The organism is Yoonia ponticola (assembly GCF_014199395.1).
Classification (GTDB): domain Bacteria; phylum Pseudomonadota; class Alphaproteobacteria; order Rhodobacterales; family Rhodobacteraceae; genus Yoonia; species Yoonia ponticola.
On record NZ_JACIJM010000001.1, the window covers coordinates 37,239 to 52,766 of the forward strand.

Annotated in this window: 16 protein-coding genes; 7 read left to right on the forward strand and 9 right to left on the reverse strand. The window is 55.3% G+C overall.

The window, feature by feature from the left end; genetic code table 11:
- Nucleotides 1–10 precede the first annotated feature (10 nt).
- Both FHS72_RS00175 and FHS72_RS00180 read left to right on the forward strand, forming a co-directional pair.
- A complete protein-coding gene (locus FHS72_RS00175; RefSeq protein ID WP_183523765.1) occupies nt 11–607 on the forward strand; it encodes a L,D-transpeptidase in 597 nt (198 codons plus the stop codon).
- A 135-nt stretch (nt 608–742) separates the two neighbouring features.
- The gene (locus FHS72_RS00180; protein WP_183523768.1) at nt 743–1,300 is read left to right on the forward strand and encodes a L,D-transpeptidase; all 558 of its coding nucleotides are present in this window, start codon (nt 743–745) and stop codon (nt 1,298–1,300) included.
- A gap of 74 nt (nt 1,301–1,374) precedes the next feature.
- Here the strand turns inward: FHS72_RS00180 and FHS72_RS00185 are convergent, their stop codons facing one another.
- The 3 genes from FHS72_RS00185 to FHS72_RS00195 all read right to left on the reverse strand — a co-directional run bounded on the left by FHS72_RS00185 (nt 1,375) and on the right by FHS72_RS00195 (nt 3,397).
- Nucleotides 1,375–2,025: a peroxiredoxin gene (locus tag FHS72_RS00185; RefSeq protein WP_183523771.1), complete on the reverse strand. Its 651-nt coding sequence runs from the start codon at nt 2,023–2,025 to the stop codon at nt 1,375–1,377.
- A gap of 78 nt (nt 2,026–2,103) precedes the next feature.
- Complete coding sequence (locus FHS72_RS00190) at nt 2,104–2,751, reverse strand: pseudouridine synthase (protein ID WP_183523774.1); 648 nt, start codon at nt 2,749–2,751, stop codon at nt 2,104–2,106.
- On the reverse strand, nt 2,744–3,397 hold the full coding sequence (locus FHS72_RS00195) for a YggS family pyridoxal phosphate-dependent enzyme (RefSeq protein ID WP_183523776.1): 654 nt from the start codon (nt 3,395–3,397) through the stop codon (nt 2,744–2,746). The genes FHS72_RS00190 and FHS72_RS00195 overlap by 8 nt, the downstream gene beginning before the upstream one ends.
- 233 nt (nt 3,398–3,630) lie before the next feature.
- On the opposite strand from FHS72_RS00195, the gene FHS72_RS00200 reads away from it, so the two are divergent.
- From FHS72_RS00200 to holA, 4 genes are all read left to right on the forward strand, one after another.
- Nucleotides 3,631–4,764, forward strand: a complete 1,134-nt coding sequence (locus tag FHS72_RS00200) for a porin (RefSeq protein WP_183523778.1) — start codon at nt 3,631–3,633, stop codon at nt 4,762–4,764.
- 149 nt (nt 4,765–4,913) lie between these two features.
- The gene (gene leuS, locus FHS72_RS00205) at nt 4,914–7,457 is read left to right on the forward strand and encodes a leucine--tRNA ligase (RefSeq protein WP_183523781.1); all 2,544 of its coding nucleotides are present in this window, start codon (nt 4,914–4,916) and stop codon (nt 7,455–7,457) included.
- Between the two features lie 37 nt (nt 7,458–7,494).
- Nucleotides 7,495–7,935, forward strand: coding sequence for an LPS assembly lipoprotein LptE (gene lptE, locus FHS72_RS00210; RefSeq protein ID WP_246414400.1), 441 nt, complete (start codon nt 7,495–7,497; stop codon nt 7,933–7,935).
- Entirely contained in the window at nt 7,932–8,954 is a 1,023-nt protein-coding gene (gene holA, locus FHS72_RS00215) for a DNA polymerase III subunit delta (RefSeq protein WP_183523784.1), read from the forward strand. The genes lptE and holA overlap by 4 nt, the downstream gene beginning before the upstream one ends.
- A 68-nt stretch (nt 8,955–9,022) precedes the next feature.
- Here holA and FHS72_RS00220 read toward each other — a convergent pair whose 3' ends face one another.
- The 6 genes from FHS72_RS00220 to FHS72_RS00245 all read right to left on the reverse strand — a co-directional run bounded on the left by FHS72_RS00220 (nt 9,023) and on the right by FHS72_RS00245 (nt 13,879).
- Nucleotides 9,023–9,229 (reverse strand): hypothetical protein, encoded by a 207-nt coding sequence (locus FHS72_RS00220; RefSeq protein ID WP_183523787.1) that lies wholly within the window; start codon nt 9,227–9,229, stop codon nt 9,023–9,025.
- A gap of 76 nt (nt 9,230–9,305) precedes the next feature.
- A complete protein-coding gene (locus FHS72_RS00225; protein ID WP_183523790.1) occupies nt 9,306–9,506 on the reverse strand; it encodes a hypothetical protein in 201 nt (66 codons plus the stop codon).
- A gap of 471 nt (nt 9,507–9,977) precedes the next feature.
- On the reverse strand, nt 9,978–11,153 hold the full coding sequence (locus tag FHS72_RS00230) for a TIGR03862 family flavoprotein (protein ID WP_183523793.1): 1,176 nt from the start codon (nt 11,151–11,153) through the stop codon (nt 9,978–9,980).
- Nucleotides 11,150–12,457, reverse strand: a complete 1,308-nt coding sequence (locus tag FHS72_RS00235; protein WP_183523796.1) for a mechanosensitive ion channel family protein — start codon at nt 12,455–12,457, stop codon at nt 11,150–11,152. The genes FHS72_RS00230 and FHS72_RS00235 overlap by 4 nt, the downstream gene beginning before the upstream one ends.
- Before the next feature lie 55 nt (nt 12,458–12,512).
- Complete coding sequence (locus FHS72_RS00240) at nt 12,513–13,124, reverse strand: enoyl-CoA hydratase/isomerase family protein (protein WP_183523798.1); 612 nt, start codon at nt 13,122–13,124, stop codon at nt 12,513–12,515.
- Nucleotides 13,121–13,879 (reverse strand): SDR family oxidoreductase, encoded by a 759-nt coding sequence (locus tag FHS72_RS00245; RefSeq protein WP_183523800.1) that lies wholly within the window; start codon nt 13,877–13,879, stop codon nt 13,121–13,123. The genes FHS72_RS00240 and FHS72_RS00245 overlap by 4 nt, the downstream gene beginning before the upstream one ends.
- 110 nt (nt 13,880–13,989) lie before the next feature.
- Here FHS72_RS00245 and FHS72_RS00250 point away from each other — a divergent pair, with 110 nt between their 5' ends.
- Entirely contained in the window at nt 13,990–15,489 is a 1,500-nt protein-coding gene (locus FHS72_RS00250) for a DUF2125 domain-containing protein (protein ID WP_183523802.1), read from the forward strand.
- Nucleotides 15,490–15,528: the final 39 nt, after the last annotated feature.

Genomic DNA, 15,528 nt, shown 5'->3' on the forward strand with positions numbered 1-15,528 from the left:
GAACAACCGAATGCTGACACGACGTCATTTTATTGCCACGGGTGCTGCCATCACCGCGTTTGGCGCACATCCTGCTTTCGCTCAGGAAGCAGCTACACCTGCTATAGAGGAACCAATTGTACCGGCTGACCCGCTTGCGCCAACCTTGGTGACTTTGGCGGGCATCGTTCCGGCGAACGAGATCCACATGGATCCGAACACTTTCCGTCTTTATCTCACGCTCGGCGGGGATCAGGCGATGCGTTACGCTGTCGGCGTAGGCCGTCCGGGGCTTTACGAACCCGGAACTTTCTTTGTTGGTGCAAAGAAGGAATGGCCAAGTTGGACACCTACGCCTGACATGATCGAACGCGATCCAGAAGCCTATGAACAGTTCAAAGACGGTATGGAGGGGGGCATAAATAATCCTCTCGGTGCACGTGCAATTTACCTGTTTGAGCCAGGTCGCGGTGACACTTATCTTCGTATTCATGGGACGAATTCACCGCGCACAATCGGGACTGCCGTCTCAAATGGGTGTGCACGTTTGACGAATGAGTTTGTCGTAGACCTTTACGACCGGACGCCTATGCGTGCGCAGGTATATCTGTATCCACGCGACGTCTAGCGCGGCGAACTGATGCAGGAACCCTACAGTGCCGCCCCTATTCGGGGCGGCATTTTTCATTTTCGATGATTTGGTAACCAGATTGTAATAAATTACAGGCAATAAGTATAAAAACTGACCTGAGCAGGATCTGAAATGCTGACACGCCGTCAATTTGCTACAACAGCAGTGGCTTCGCTACTTGCGTCGCCCGCCATCGCAACGCCCACAGTTGTTCAACTTCCCCTCAAGTTTATGCCGCAGGAAGTAGACGTGAATCCGGATTTACCTGCAGGCCAAATTCATGTCGTGAAGAAAGATTTTTTCTTATATTGGACGCTTGGTAACGGCCGTGCGCGTCGCTATGGGATCGCGCTGGGCAATCAGGGGCGCAACTACACGGGCGTTCTAACAATCCGTCGCAAGGCCGAATGGCCGAGCTGGACGCCGACGCAGAACATGATCAACCTCGAACCAGAGCTTTACGCGCCGTACCGTCGCGGCCTGCCCGGCGGTCACCCGCAAAACCCGATGGGTGCACGTGCTCTGTATCTCTATGATGGTGGCCGTGACACATATTACCGCATTCATGGTACGCCACAGCCGTGGACGATTGGTCAAAATTTCTCGTCTGGCTGCGTGCGTTTGATCAACCCGCATGTGGAAGAACTGTATGCCCAAGTGCCTGTTAATACGCACGTGTATATTTTTTGACGCACAATCACTGATTTGAACGAAAAAGCCCCGCATCAAAATGCGGGGCTTTTGTTTTCCAAGTATAGCCGGTGTTACTTAAGTTTGGTTTTGCGCAAGTACGGTAACACCGTTTCAAAGTCACCGAACTTCGCTTTGGCATCTTCGTCGCTCAGCGTCGCGGGGATGATAACATCATCGCCAACGTTCCAGTTCGCAGGCGTCGCGACGCCACGACCTGTTGAGGTTTGCAGGCCGTCAAGGGCACGCAGAACTTCGGCAAAATTGCGGCCGACAGTCATTGGGTAGGTCATCGACAGTTTCAACTGCTTGTCCGGCCCGATAATAAAGACCGCGCGTACCGTTGCGCTATCGGCTGGTGTCCGACCGTCGGGCAGGTAGGCTTCGGCGGGTAGCATGTCGAATGCTTTGGATACTTCCAGCCCTGTGTCCGCGATAATCGGAAAGCCAGCAGGCGCACCAGCGACGGTCTCGATGTCGGATTTCCACTTCTTGTGATCCTCAACGCCGTCAACAGATACGCCGATAACCTTGGTGCCGCGCTTTGCCCATTCGTCGGATAGCTGTGCGACCGCACCAAACTCTGTGGTGCAGACCGGAGTGAAGTCTTTGGGATGCGAGAACAAAATTGCCCAGCTGTCGCCGATCCAATCGTGCAGTGCAAAACTACCTTGGTCGGTTTCAACGGTCAGGTTCGGGATCGTGTCATTAATACGTAAGCTCATAGCATTATCCTCTTGTTGTCCTTTGATCATATATAGGTGTGTCGAAAATTTAGAACACCCCCGCGTAACGCTGATGTCTTAGAACGGGGCCTTGGCCGTGATCCGTGTGCCTTGCCCGCCGTCGGGGTGCCGAAACTGGAACGTTTCAGAATGCAGCATCATGCGGGGATAGTCGCGGGCGGCGCCTGTCGCATAGAACGGATCGCCTAAAATCGGATGCCCCATCGCCAGCATATGAACACGCAATTGGTGTGATCTGCCAGTTTTCGGCATCAAGCGGACACGCGTTTCCGTGTCGTTGCCCCGCAGGACACGAAAATCGGTGATCGCCTGCCTTCCCGTCTCGTGACACACCATCTGTCTCGGGCGATTGGGCCAGTCCACGATCAGCGGCAAATCAATAGTCCCGGTTTTCTCCGCAATCAGTCCAGCAACCCGCGCGACATAGGTCTTTTTCGTCTGCCGTTTTTCAAATTGCAGGCCAAGATGACGCTGGGCATGCGGGGTTAGCGCAAAGATCATGACGCCGGATGTGTCGCGGTCTAGGCGATGCACCAACAATGCCTGCGGATAAACCGCCTGCACACGCGCAATCAGACAGTCGGCAAGGTGTTCACCTTTACCCGGAACAGACAAAAGCCCGCAGGGTTTGTCAACGAGCACAACTTCGTGGTCATCGTGCAAGATGACCAACGGGTCTTGGGGCGGGTTGTAAGTGTCACTCATAAACGCGGTCGCCGAAAATAGCGGACCCAACGCGGACATGCGTGGCACCCAATGCGATGGCGCTTTCAAAGTCGCTGCTCATGCCCATAGATAGCCCTGTCAGACCGTTGCGATGTGCAATCTTCGCAAGCAACGCAAAGTTTAACGACGGCTCCTCGTCGGCAGGCGGGATGCACATTAACCCTTTGATAGGCAAATCAAGTGCAATCGCGTCTTTGATGAAATCGTCAGCGTCTTGCGGCAGCACACCAGCTTTCTGCGGCTCTGCACCGGTGTTCACTTGTATATAGAGGTCAGGACAGTGGCCTTCCTCTTGGGCAATGCGGGCGATAGTCGTGGCAAGCTTTGGCCGATCTAGCGTGTGGATCGATTGCGCCAGTGCCATGGCTTGCCGAACCTTGTTGGTTTGCAGCGGTCCAATCAGGTGAAGATCGACGTCACTATAGGTCTCGCGAAACTCTGGCCACTTACTTGCCGCTTCTTGGACCTTATTTTCGCCGAAAATTCGGTGTCCACTGGCAAGAATCGCTGCGACTCGGTCGTTTGGTTGTACTTTGGAAACCGCAATAAGTGTCACGTCACCTTTTGTACGGTTCGCTTTTATTTCGGCGCGATTGATGCGCTCTTGGATATCGGTCAGCGACATTGCAGGGTCCTGTTATTGTTTTGATAATCGTCTTGAGCAACAAAATAGGGTGTTTCGCGGGCAATGTCATCGCGCAAACCGCCAAATCTGGTGTGTGTCCTTGATGCACCATTTCTCATAGACTGGCGAACATGTGGTCCAATTTACTTGAGTGTGCAGCCACTTGGGCGCAATTACTCAGGCAATGCTAGACGATCTGGCATCTTGGGAATGCAAACACGAGGGAATTATCCATGAAAAGCATCCTTCTTACCACTACTGCCCTGGTCGCCTTTGCTGGCGCCGCTGCAGCTGATGGCCACGCAGCAGTTTCACACGAACTGTCCGCGACACTGGGATACACATCCAACGACAACTACGGCAGCGCCGATGTTATCGATCCAACAGAAGACTTCGGCGAAGACGGTTTCTTCTGGGAAGGTAACCTGAAGACTACTGCAACTGCTGGTTTGGACAATGGTCTGACAGCTGGTGCATACTTCGAAATCACTGTTGGTGAAGACGATGCTATCGACGGTTCTGTAACCGACGACAGCGAAATCGGCCTTGTATCTTCTGACTTCGTTGTATCCTTGGAAAGCGACAACGCTTCCTTGTTCTTCGGCGACACAGGCACAGCGGCTGACCGTCACTGGGCATCTGCTGGCGACATGGAATCCGACTTCTTCACATCTGGTAACGACTCCGCAGCACTGCGCGGCGACGTATCCTTTGGTGGCGTAGACGCATCCATCTCTTACCTTGCTGATGACACTAACAACGAAGCTGAGCAGTTGTCCTTCGGTGCAGCTGGTACATTCGGTATCGCTACGATCACAGCAGCGTACCAAGAAGAAACTTCTTACGTTGACGGCGACGGCGACTTCAACGGCGACGAAGTTGCTGGTATTTCCGGTGCTGTGACTTTTGCTAACGCAACAATCACACTCGCATATGCTGACAACATGACTGACGATACACAGTCTACTGGTATCAAAGTTTCTTACCCGTTCGGTCCAGTTGTTGGTACAGTTTACTACGTTGAAGAAACTGGTGGCGTAAACGAAGACCCTAACTACGGTGTTAACGTTGCTTACGCAGCTGGTGCAATCGACGTAGAAGTTGATTACCAAGACGACCAGGGTACAGAAAAGTACACTGTTGAAGGTTCTTACGACGTAGGTAACGGTCTGACTGTTCTTGCTGGTGTTCTGAACGAAAACGAAGGCGACGATGTAGATTACTACGCTGGCGCAACATACGACTTGGGTGGCGGCGCAGTTGCTACACTCGTTTATGCTGAAGACGTTGACGGCGACCAAGCGGACGAAATCGGCAACGACGAATTCGATCCAGGTTTCACTGTTCAAGTTGACTTCACATTCTAAGTCGACCGACATGATCTAAGTTTGAGCCGTCCTTTTAGGGCGGCTCTTTCTTTTTGGGCGCACATCTTTTGCTGGACTAGTCTTTCGGTGCGCGGGCCTTTATGAAAACGCAAAGCTTGATCGCGCGTTTCCATTGAAAGACCAGACATATGTCCACCTATTCCCCATCAGACATCGAAGCCAAATGGCAGGCCGCATGGGCGGATGCCGAGACCTTCAAGGCCGTGCGCAGCGATGATAAACCCAAGTACTATGTCTTGGAAATGTTTCCGTATCCGTCGGGCAACCTGCACATGGGACACGTGCGCAACTACACGATGGGCGACGTGATCGCGCGTTACAAACTGTCGACGGGCCACAACGTGTTGCACCCGATGGGGTGGGATGCGTTCGGGATGCCTGCAGAAAACGCAGCCATGGCGACCGGCATTCACCCGAAAGAATACACATACGGCAACATCGCCCACATGAAATCCCAGATGCGCCCGTTGGGCCTGTCGCTGGATTGGTCGCGTGAATTTGCGACCTGCGATCCCGAATACTACGGCCAGCAGCAAGCCTTGTTCATCGATTTCCTTGAAAAAGGCCTGATCTACCGCAAGAAAGCCGTCGTGAACTGGGACCCCATCGATATGACGGTTCTGGCCAACGAGCAGGTCATCGACGGCAAAGGCTGGCGGTCCGGCGCCGAGGTCGAACGCCGCGAATTGGTGCAGTGGTTCTTTAAGATTTCGGACTATTCCGATGAATTACTGACTGCCTTGGACAACCTAGACAACTGGCCTGCCAAAGTGAAATTGATGCAGTCCAACTGGATCGGCAAATCGCGCGGCTTGCAGTTCGGCTTTTCCATGATCGACGGCCCCGAGGGCCATGACCGCGTCGATGTCTACACGACGCGCCCCGACACGTTGAACGGTGCATCTTTCGTGGGCATTTCGCCGGATCACCCGCTTGCCAAGCAACTCGAAGCAGACAACCCGGAAATCGCCGCGTTCTGCGCTGAATGCCGCAAAGGGGGCACGACAGCCGAAGCTGTTGAAAAAGCAGAGAAGCTCGGTTTGGACACAGGCCTGCGCGTGCGCCACCCGTTTGATAACGCTTGGGAATTACCTGTCTACATCGCCAATTTCATCCTGATGGATTACGGCACGGGCGCTATCTTTGGCTGCCCTGCGCATGATCCGCGCGACTTTGAATTCGCGACGAAATATGACTTGCCCATCATCCCGGTTTTTGCCGAAGTCGGGGCAACTGATGTGATCCTAACCGAAGCCTTCGTGCCGGGTCGCACTGATAAGGTCACGTACCTCAAAGGCTTCGCTGGCGAGACCGATCAAAACGGCGACGAAGCCGTCGAAGCCGCCGTTGATTTCTGTGAAGCTAACGGCGTTGGCCAAGGCGTGACCAAGTTCCGTCTGCGCGACTGGGGCCTGTCCCGTCAGCGGTATTGGGGCTGTCCAATCCCGATTATCCATTGCGATAGCTGTGGCGCGGTGCCTGAGGCGAAAGAAAACCTGCCGATCCGTCTGCCCGACGATGTCAGCTTTGACATTCCCGGCAACCCGTTGGATCGCCACCCGACATGGCGCGACTGCACTTGCCCGAAATGCGGTGCTGCTGCGCAGCGTGAAACCGACACGATGGACACTTTTGTCGATTCGTCTTGGTACTACGCGCGGTTCACGTCACCGGGTGCGACCACGCCTGTAGACGCGGACGAAGCGGCGTACTGGATGAACGTCGATCAGTATATCGGCGGGATTGAGCATGCAATTTTGCACCTGCTGTACTCGCGCTTCTTTGCCCGTGCGATGAACATGACAGGTCACTTGCCAGAGGCCGCATCAGAGCCATTTAACGCGTTGTTCACCCAAGGCATGGTGACTCATGAGATTTACCAAACAAAAGGCGCTGATGGGCGCCCTGTTTACCATTTCCCGTCAGATGTGACCGATGGTAAGTTGGCTGACGGCACAGACGTCGACATCATCCCATCCGCCAAAATGTCCAAGTCGAAAAAGAACGTGGTCGACCCGGACGACATCCTTGCGACTTACGGCGCTGACACCGCACGTTGGTTTGTGCTGTCCGACAGCCCGCCAGAACGCGACGTGGAATGGACCGCTTCGGGCGCTGAAGCCACGCACAAACATCTGGCCCGCGTCTGGCGGATCGCCACTGACATCGCCACACTCGAAGGCGGCGATGCGTCGCAAGACGCAGACCTCGAGCGGGCCATGCACAAGGCGATCCAAGACGTGACCAATGGCGTCGAAAGTTTCGGATTTAATGCGGCGATTGCAAAGCTTTACGGCTTTACAGGCGTGCTGTCGAAATCGAAAGCCAGCGCCGCGACCAAGCGTGACGCAGCCCGCACATTGGCCCAGTTGATGTCACCAATGACGCCGCATTTATCCGAAGAAATCTGGACGTTGCTGGGTGGTGAGGGGCTTGTCACGACAGCCCCTTGGCCGGTCGCGGACGAAAGCAAGCTGGTCGAAGATACGGTCACGATGCCTGTTCAAATCAACGGTAAACGCAAAGCCGAAATCGCAGTTGCCGCGGACGCAGACAAAGCATCCGTCGAAGCGCTCGCGATGGCAGACCAAAAGGTTCTACGCGCACTCGACGGCGCGACACCGAAAAAGATCATCGTAGTGCCGGGGCGGATCGTTAACATTGTTATTTAGGGTGATCTCTCGCCGAGGCGTGCTCTTGGGGGCGTTTTTGGCTTTAACCAGTTGCGGGCTCGCTCCAGCTTACGGGCCAGATGGTGTGGGCGAGCAATGGCAGAATGCAGTCACGTTCCAAACGCCGCAAAGCGTGATCGGCTACCGCATGAACGCGCGGTTGACCGAGGTCTTTGGCCCCGTGACTGCCGCCAAATTTACCTTGAATGTCGAACCTCAGGTCGGTTCGGTCTCTGCGACGATCACAGAGGACGGGGATAGCACGCGCTATAACCTGACTGGCAATGCGACGTGGACATTAACCGACCTATCCGGCGTACAGATCGCGACGGGGTTGGAGCAGACGTTTACCAGTTATTCAGCAACAGGCTCTACAGTGGCGACGCAGGCGGCGGAAAATGACGCTCAGGCACGCCTTGGCGTGGCTTTGGCGGACTTGATCGCCCGGCGGGTGGTTCTACTAGGGGCCGCGCTATGAAACTCGCTGGGGCAGCGGCAAACGGCTATTTTCGCAACCCCGATAAAACCCACACTGGGATGTTAATCTTTGGTGCGGACCCGATGCGGGTCGCTGGCAAGCGGCAGGAAGCAATCGCTGCGCTCGTTGGGCCCAAGGGTGACGAGGAAATGCGCCTGACCCGCATTCCGGGTGCCGATTTACGCAAAGACCCCGCGATCCTGAATGATGCGATCAAGGCCCAAGGATTTTTCCCCGGCCATCGCGTTGCATTTGTCGAGGATGCGACTGACACCATTGCCAAAGTCATCGATGCTGCACTGCGGGATTGGCAGTCCGGCGATGCGCAGGTTGTGGTCACTGCAGGACAGCTCACCGCGAAATCCGCTTTGCGCAAGGTGTTCGAGGCGCATCGCAATGCGATGTGTATCGGCATCTATGATGATCCACCTAGCCGCGACGACATCGAACAATCGTTGCGCGATGCGGGGCTCGAAGTGCAGGGCCGCGATGTTATGGACGCCTTGTTTGCGCTCGCCGGATCGCTAGAGCCTGGCGATTTTCGGCAAACGATTGAAAAAGTCGGACTGTATAAACGTGGGGACACCACGCCGCTAAGCATCGAAGACGTCATGGCAAACGCGCCGCAATCCGCAGAAGTCGACGTGGACGACGTGCTTGAGGTCGTCGCTACAGGGCAGGCGGACAAGCTGGGACCGGTCTTGCGCGACCTCTATGCGCAGGGCGTCGCACCTGTCACGCTATGCATCGGTGCGATGCGCCATTTCCGGCAACTGCACGCAGCTGCGTCTGATCCGGGCGGCGCTGCGGCCGGGGTAGGGCGGTTGCGCCCGCCGGTCTTTGGCCCGCGTCGTGACAAAATCGTGCGGCAAGCCAGCAACTGGGGCCGTGACCGACTTGAGCGGGCGTTAACCGCTTTGACCGACGTCGACCTACAAATGCGGTCAGCTGGTGCAACGCCGGATCGTGCATTGATGGAGCGGGTGCTGATCCGCTTGGCGATGATGGCGCGACGTTAACAATCAATAAACGCAAAAAGGGGCCAACAAATGTTGGCCCCTTTTCGTTCGTGACTAAGCGGTTGAGCTTAGAATGATGCAGATGCTGCAACCAATGCGGCCAGCAGGCCAAGCACGATGTAGCCAGAGTTAACTGAGCCAGCAGGTGCTGGTGCAGGTGCCTGTGGGATTACAACTGGTGCAGGAGCTGGAACCGGAGCAAGGCCGCCAGCGTTAACTGCTGCAGCGGATGTTGCCAAAACCGCAGCAGCGGCGAGAACTTTCAAAGAGCGCATATTGAGTTTCCTTCTTCTAAAAAATGAAAAAGGGCTAGCCGTAGCTAGCCCTTTAAACTTAAATCTAATCGTTAGATTAGAAAGAAGCGGATGCAGCTACGAGTGCAGCCAAAAGGCCAAGCACGATGTAACCGGAGTTGATTGAACCAGCAGGAGCAGGTGTGTCAACGATGACAACTGGTGCTTCTGGGATTACTGGGGCCAAGCCGCCAGCGTTAGCAGCAACACCGGAAACAGCAATAGCAGCTGCGGCAGCGAGAGTAGTTGTGAGGCGCATGTCGGTACTCCAAATAAATGCACTTTGTGGACGATCACAGGTTTTCTATCCACCGTGCTCGTGTAACTCAAGGGGTTAAATGTTTTGGGCGTCGGACCCAAGAGTTTCTTTTTGCGCAGAAATCCGCCCGATGCAGCATTTTGCCACACATCTCAGCGCATGACGAGACGGCAGTCAGCCTCACGAGCCTATTTTTATTGGTGAATCGGGGGCTTCGCGTCAGGTGGTATGACGCAAGAGCTGCCTCGCGACGCTGAATTTCGTCTTGGCGTGGTCTTGCACAAAAGCTGAAAACCGATGCGGCTGCGCAACAGTTTGCCCCAAACGGGCGTTCGCCATGGAACCAAAAATGCACAAATTTGACCCTGAATGGTCGCGATTCCCGCTGAAAACGCGCGTTTTTCCGTGTTTTGCGAATCCGTGGGGCTGCACCTAGCCGAATTGAGGCAATAGCGATTCTAGCGGATTCGCTTACCGCGACGTGGAAAGCCAAGCCAACGCGCCATGTCCCGCCGCATATCCTGTCGCGAGGCAGCCGTTGATCAGGTAACCGCCTGTTGGTGCTTCCCAATCCAGCATTTCGCCAGCCGCGAACACGCCCGGCGTGTCCTTCACCATAAAGCGCGTATCAAGCGCGCCGATCCGTAATCCGCCCGCCGTCGAAATTGCACCGTCCATCGGCATCGGTTCCGACACTGGTACGGGTAGGGATTTCAACAGCTCGGCAATCCGCACCGCATCGCTGAGGTCTAGATCGCGTGTGAACTCTTGAAACAGCGCCGCTTTGATTGGCGAAAGGCGTAACGACTTTTTGATAAACTGTGAAAAGCTCTGCTTACTGCGCCGTTTCTTGGCGCGGGCCAATACAGCATCTGCCGTCAAATCAGGGAACAAGTCGACATGCAAGATCGCACCGTCGCGTACCGCTGCAGAAAGGTCATAGACGCCGCCGCCTTCGATGCCATTACGAGAAATCACCCATTCGCCCCGCGAAGATCTGCGGCCCGCGTACAGCGCCGTGGCTTTGACTGGCTGCCCAAAGAAAGGCATCATGTGATCCGACCAAGCGACCTGAAAGCCCATGTTCGCGGGTTTGAATGGCGCGACGCTATCGAACTGCGCGGTCCACGCGCCGGTTGATCCCAGCTTGGCCCAACTCGCGCCACCCATGGCGAGGACGGTGACGTCGGGGCTAATTGTCTGCAGGCCGTCGGGCGTGTCGAATTGGCTCGCGGCGCCATCAAAGCCAGTCCAACGCCAGCGTGGATTAAAGGTGACGTTTGCCGCCCGCAACCGTTTCAACCAAGCGCGCAAGAGCGGCGACGCCTTCATCGCCTTGGGAAACACCCGCCCGGTCGATCCGGTGAAAATCGCCTGCTCTAAGTCTTCGGCCCACGCCATCACCTCGACAGGGCTAAAGCCTCGCAGCGCGGCCTCTAGCGTCGGGTGTATCGTGCCAAAACGGGCGATAAAGGCGTCCAGCGGTTCGTCTTTGGTCAGGTTCAAACCGGACTTGCCCGCCATCAGAAATTTGCGGCCTATCGACGGCATTGCATCGCAAATCGTGACGTCGTGGGCTGCTTGCGACAAAACATCGGCGGCCATTAGTCCAGCGGGTCCGCCGCCAATGATCAAAGCTTGGCTCATGTTGGTAAATGACCTTTAATTTCCACGACGCGGTGCGGATATGGGATTTCGATGTCGTTGGCTTTGAGGGTGTTCCAAACAACAAATAGAATATCGGAGGCGTATTTGTTCGGCCCGTCGTCAATACCTTCGACCCAAAACTCGACGGCAAAATCGATGCCGCTGTCGCCAAATCCGCGCAATTCGCAGTCTGGTTCTTCCGGCGCACTTAGTACGTTCGGATGGGCTGCGACTGCCGCTTGGATCAGGTCTGGGACTTTATTGATATCGGTGTCGTAGCTAACAGAGAACAAGACTTCTAACCGGTTCGCCGACCCGCTGTCTGAATAGTTAACCACGCGGGTCGTGATGAAATCTTCGTTCGGGACCACGATCCAGCGACCATCAAAGGTTTCCAAAAACGTGGCGCGGGCGGTCATCTTGATAATTGTGCCCGCTTCGCCACCGTCCAGTTCGACATAGTCGCCAACAGTCGCCTGTCCTTCGACCAGCAAAATCACGCCCGAGATAAAGTTCGACGCGATCTTTTGCAGGCCAAAACCAAGACCCACACCAATTGCACCACCCAAGACCGCAAGCGAGCCAAGATCGATGCCCATAATGTTCATCAACAACAAGAAGGCGAAACCGAAAATGGCAAATTCTGCGGTTTTGACGGTCAATTGACGGATTGCTGGGCGCATTTCCTGACGGTCAAGAAACGCGGACGATTGGCTGTTTGACCAATGGCCCAGCCAAAACAGCAACGATCCAGCGATCAAGCCGCGCACAAGCGCCAAGGCGCTAAAGGCGATATTACCGACGCTGACCCGCGCTTCGCCCAACAGGACGACGACAGGCTCCAGAACACCAAGCGCATAAAGCGCGCCAGCAGGTATCAGAATGAATTTGCCCAAGACGTGCAGGAACGAGTCGGTCAAAATGTCCTTGGCAAAGGCGCGGATCGCGAGGAACAGGAATACCCGTTTACCAAAACCAATCACCGGACCTGCGCCGAACATCGCCGTTACGACAGCTTCGCCCATCGCGGTGAACGCGTAAGCGAGTAATGGCAAGAGTAACGGCAAAAGGTTCAGTAAGAACCGTCGCGCCTTGGCTAGGGCGTTGGTGTTGTCGGCGGCGGGTGTCAGCAGGCCTGCAAGTTTGGGCGTTAATATGCGATTGACGATGCGGGCAAGCAGGTACGACGCGATCAACAGGCCAAACTGCGACCAAGCGGCAGGCGACAACAGCCAGTCCTTTGCCAGCGCGACGCCTTGATCAACATAACCTAAAACTTGTTCTAAAATAACTTGCGGATCCATAAGCGCCTCCGGTTCACGATGCGCTTTTGCCCCGATTTGCTTTGCGTGGCAAGCTTCAGCCCGTGATCGCAGCCTTGACGCCACGGACAAGGGGCAATGTCGTGGCACGGGCCGTCTCCGCAAGCGCGTTTGCGCGGTCCATCAGAGTGTCCGGTGCTACGATCTCGTCGATCAAACCCCACCGTAGTGCTGCGTCACTCTGTATCTTCTGCGCACTCAGCAGGATCATTTTTGTCCGCGACGGGCCGATCAACGCTTTCATGCGGGCGGGATCAGACGGTTGCGGATAAACGCCCATCTTGAGCACGGGATAGAAGAACTTGGCGTCCGGCACAGCAATCCGCAGATCACAAGCCAAGGCCATGCCAAATGCACCGCCCGCCAAGGTTCCGTTCAACGCACATATCGTCAGGCCGGACAGGTCCGCGATCTTTTGCGACAGGATTTCCCACACAGGATCAGTGGCTAGTCCAGTTTTCACCTCGTCGAGCGATGCACCCGCGCTAAAGATTTTGCCAATGCCGGTTAAAACCACAGCGCGCGACTCGCGAGCCTTATCGACCGCATCAATGAGTGCGCGCAGCATATCACCCGTCAGCGCGTTTGCTTTTTCTGGACGATTGATCGTGATGACAGACAGGTGATCGTCAAAGCTATAGTCGATCATATCAGGCCAATCTGACGGCGAATATCGTCGTCTCGTAACGATACATCCGCGCCTAAATGCGGATCTGCTGCGTCGCCGCACATCCAGACCAAGGCTTTGGCGGCCCATTTTGGCGGGATGTGATCGGACCAGTCTAACTCTGACACCGCATTGACGCCCGACGCCTTGATCTCGCGCTGCATTTGGGTCGCCACTGTTCCCGGTGATAGGCCAAGAACCCGAATGCCGTGGTCGCGATTTTCCAGATCAGCGGTACGGGTCAGCATGTAAGCGCCCGCTTTGGATGAGCAATACGCGGACCATCCCAGCACCGGATTATGTGCCGCACCGGACGACACGGTGATAATCGTTCCAGACCGTTGGGCGATCATCGGCGGTAATGCAGCCCGCATGCCGTAAAACACGCCTTTGAAATTCACGTCGATGGCTTTGGAAAACGCATCGGGGTTGGCTTCGGATAGATTGGAAATAGGGTCGATTGTGCCTGCGTTGCCGACAAAGACGTCAATCGCGCCAAAATGCGCAATCGTCGTGCTGACAGCGGCTTCCACTGCCACCGGATCGGACACGTCGCATTCAACCGCCAAGGCGCGATCCCCGATGCCGCTGGCGATTGCCTCTATCTCGGTGCGACTTCTTGCCGCTAAGACAACATTCGCCCCAGCATCCGCAAAGGCGTGGGCCGCAGCCGCGCCAATACCACGACTGGCACCTGTGATAAGAACCGTTTTTCCGCGTAACGTTTGATCGTTCATAGTCGCTCCCTAAGTATTCCGGCCAATGCTTGCTAGTCTAGAATTCCCGACCTTGCACATCAGCGCAAGCAGTAGGAAGGTATCATCAGAAAATTTTGAAAGGTCTTCTTATGAAAGATGTTCTAGCACTTCGCAGTGCTGTTTGTGTGGCAGCGCTTTTTACCTCTACGGCTGCAATCGCCGATGTTACAGCGGCTGACGTGTGGGCGGACTGGCAGAAAAGTCTCGAACTTTATGGTTCAGATGGTGTGACGATCGGGTCCGAAGACATGGACGGCGATACACTGACCGTGCGCGATCTTAGCCTGTCGATGGATGATGAATACAGCAGCGTGACCACGCAGATGGATGCGCTCACCTTCACTGAAAACGGCGACGGCACTGTATCCGTGACCGTTCCGGCTAGCTATTTGATCGCCGTGAACATCGAAGATGATTTTGTAGCCGACCTTGAAGTTGCCCAAGAAAATATGGCGATCATGGTCAGCGGTGACCCCGAGAACCTGAACTATGACGTGACTGCGGACAGCTACACGATCCGCGTCGCTGAATTCAAGGGTGACAGCGACGAGATCGACGGCGACGTTTTTGTGAAAGCAAACGGCGTGGCAGGGACATATGTCTCTGAGAAAGGCGAAGTCGACACGCTGACCTACGAATTGTCAGCTGACAACGTGGATATGTTGGTCGATATCAAAGAGCCGGGCGGCGACGGATACGTTCTGGTCAGTGGTAAACTGGACGCTCTTTCATTCGCTGGCGACATGATCGTGCCAGAAGACATGGATACCGAAAATCCGGAAACATGGTTCGTGAACGGTTTTGGCTTTGACGGCGCGATGAACTACGCCAGTGGCGGTTTCCTCATTGATTTCAACGCTGACGGCGAAGCGGGCACCGCAACGGTTCAGCTTGGCGAAGGTGGGTTCAACGCCAATGTTGATCCAGAACGTCTAGGCTACGGGTTCACATTCGATGGTTTGAACGTCAGCGCACAAATGCCGGACCTTCCGTTCCCAGTCGATTTTGCGTGGGATCAGGCCGAAATCAGCTTTCATACGCCAGTGGCCAGCTCGGAAGAGCCGGAAGAATTTGGTTTGAAGTTCGCACTGACCGACGTCACAGTCAGCGACGACATCTGGAACATGGTTGATCCGGCCAGCGCCATTCCACGTGATCCGATCTCAGCCGAAATCGAAGTCGCGGGGCTGGCTAAGTTGTTCTTTAACCTTTTGGATCCCGAACAAGCCGAAGCAATGGCCTATGGCGAAACGCCGGGTGAATTGAACAGTTTGCAACTGATCGGTCTGCGCTTGGCTGCCGCTGGGGCGGAAATCACGGGTGTGGGTGACTTTACATTCGACAATACAGACCTTGAAACGTTCAACGGTTTGCCGCGCCCTGAAGGTGAAGTGAACATCGATATCAAAGGCGCAAATGCGCTGATCGATACCGCTGTCAGCATGGGGCTCTTGCCAGCAGAACAGGCGACAATGGGCCGTATGTTCATGGGCATGTTCACCACGCCAACTGGCGACGACGAGTTGACATCGAAAATTGAGATCAATGAGCAGGGCCACATTATGGCCAACGGTCAACGTATCCAGTAAGATGCGCGAAACAGGGGGCGCGATGGGCAACCGTCGCGC